Source organism: Methylibium sp. (genome assembly GCF_031393925.1).
In the GTDB taxonomy this organism is placed as follows: domain Bacteria; phylum Pseudomonadota; class Gammaproteobacteria; order Burkholderiales; family Burkholderiaceae_C; genus Methylibium.
Window position 1 is genome coordinate 1 of record NZ_JANMWL010000070.1, and the last position, 2,445, is coordinate 2,445.

General features: G+C 63.5%; 3 protein-coding genes. All 3 read left to right on the forward strand.

Features of this window, described 5'->3' with window-relative positions:
• Positions 1–138 (forward strand): chorismate-binding protein (locus tag RMO12_RS04420; protein WP_309638356.1); only part of this gene is annotated, 138 nt, incomplete at its 5' end.
• 264 nt (positions 139–402) lie between these two features.
• On the forward strand, positions 403–1,587 hold the full coding sequence (locus RMO12_RS04425; RefSeq protein ID WP_309624759.1) for an ATP-binding protein: 1,185 nt from the start codon (positions 403–405) through the stop codon (positions 1,585–1,587).
• 54 nt (positions 1,588–1,641) lie between these two features.
• Positions 1,642–2,445: class I SAM-dependent DNA methyltransferase (locus tag RMO12_RS04430; RefSeq protein WP_309638355.1), on the forward strand; the 804-nt coding region annotated here is incomplete at its 3' end.

The following is a 2,445-nucleotide window of genomic DNA, read 5'->3' on the forward strand; positions in this document are numbered from 1 at the left end:
GTCAAGGACCAGGTGCTCTACGTGCAGGCCGCCGCGGGCATCGTGGCGGACTCGGTGCCGTCGCTCGAATGGCAGGAAACCGAAGCCAAGGCGCGCGCGGTGTTGCGCGCGGCCGAGCTGGTCGAGGAGGGGTTCTGACATGCCGGTTTTTGCTACGTGACACTGGCATCGACTTCAACCTCGGCCGCGAGCCCGCCGACACCTTCACGCGCGACCAGTTTCCTGGTCTGCGGGTGCGGGCCGGCAACGCCAACTGAGCCTGGCTGCGGCAGCACATGCCATCCGTGCCTCACCGCGTCGTCACGTCCAGCGTCTCGACTCCAGGACAGAGTCAGTTTATTGACATTTATTGAAGATGTCGTAAATTACGAAAGCCAAAATAATCTCGGCTAAAAGACACCTTTGCAGCACTTCCCTCGTTCGGAACTGGCCAGACAAACCGCCGCGGCCATGCAAGGCAAGACGCTCTTCGGCGATGGGCCGAACGGCCTCTTCCTGGCCGCCCCGAGGCGGACCGGCAAATCGACGTTCCTGCAATCAGACCTCAAGCCGGAGCTCGAGAGCAGAGACGTCGTTGTGGTCTACGTCGACTTGTGGGCCGACCAGAAGCGGGACCCCGGCGACCTCATCGCCGATGCCGTATCCAAAGTTGTGACGCGGAACCTGGGGCTCGTGGCCAGGACGGCGAAGGCCGCTGGCGTCGAGAGCGTGAGCCTCGCGGGCTGGATGAAGGTCGACACCTCTCGCATCGGCAAACCGGAAGGCGTCACGCTGACAGACGCGCTGGGCATGCTGCACGAGATGACGAAAAAGCCCGTCGCCTTGATCGTCGACGAGGCTCAACATGCGCTCACCAGCGAGGCCGGCGAAAACGCGATGACCGCATTGAAAGCAGCGCGCGACCGGCTCAATACCCCCGACACCGCGCGATTGATGCTGGTGATGAGCGGCTCGGATCGCGACAAGTTGCTGCGCCTGGTCAACACGAACGGGGCACCGTTCTACGGAAGTCAGGTTCAGCGCATGCCTGAGCTGGGCAAAGACTTCGTCGACTTTGTGGCGGACCTCATTGAAAGCCAACGCCCTGACCTCAAGCCTGTCAACGCCGTCGTTCTCACCGATGCGTTCCAGCGTTTCGGTGCTCGGCCGCAGTTCTTCTCCACGGCGCTCGGGAATGCGTTGAATCCCCTGACGTCAGCCGGCGGACGATTTGAAGAGCAAGTCCTTGCTGCGGCCAGACAGCAGCTCGAGGACGACGAAGCTCAGATGGAATCGGAGTACATGTCGCTCAAGCCCATTGAGCAAGCCGTCCTCTGGCGCCTGCTCGAACTGGGGACCCGCTTCCGGCCCTACGACGCTGAGGCGCTCAAGTTCTACCGCGAGAAGGTTTCCGCGGCAAGTGGTGCCCAGGTGAAGGTCACGCCGCAAATGGCGCAGGCTGCACTTGAGGGCATGCGTTCAAGGTCGCCTGCACTGGTATGGAAGTCGGCGCGTGGTGAATACGCCGTCGACGACGCGATGATGCACAACTGGTTCGCCTCGCGCGTCGATGCTGCAACCTGGCCGCCGAAGGCGCAGGCCGAGTGATGCCCACGACCGAGAGTCGGTCCGCTCCTATCCGTTGATGCGAAGCCCATCCCCATGCTCGAACACATCAAGAAGACACTCTGGGCCACCGCCGACAAGCTGCGCGCCAACATGGACGCCGCCGAGTACAAGCACCTGGTGCTCGGCCTCATCTTCGTCAAGTACATCTCCGATACCTTCAGTGCCAAGCGCGTTGAACTGACCCGCCGCTTCGCCGATCCGGCCGACGAGTATTTTTTACCCGGAGGCACTGCCGCGTTGCTTGCAGGCGAGCTGGAAGACCGCGACTACTACCGCGAGGTCAACGTCTTCTGGGTGCCCGAGGCAGCGCGCTGGGAAGCCCTGCGCGCCGCCGCCAAGCAGCCCGAGATCGGCAAGCGCATCGACGATGCGCTGTCGCTGATCGAGCTGGAGAACCCCAAGCTCAAAGGCATCCTCGACAAGCGCTACGCCCGCGCGCAACTGCCCGACGGCAAGCTCGGCGAGCTGGTGGACCTGGTGTCCACCATCGGCTTCGGCGCAGAGCCAAGCGAAGCGCGCGATGTGCTCGGCCAGGTCTACGAATACTTCCTCGGCATGTTCGCCAGCGCCGAAGGCAAACGCGGCGGGCAGTTCTACACGCCGCGCAGCATCGTCAAGACGCTGGTGGCCGTGCTGGCGCCGCACCACGGCAAGGTTTACGACCCGTGCTGCGGCAGCGGCGGCATGTTCGTGCAGAGCGAAGCGTTCATCGAAGCCCACGGCGGCAGAAAAGGTGACGTGGCCATCTACGGGCAAGAGGCCAACCCCACCACCTGGCGCCTCGCCGCGATGAACCTCGCGATCCGCGGCATCGACTTCAACCTCGGCCGCGAGCCC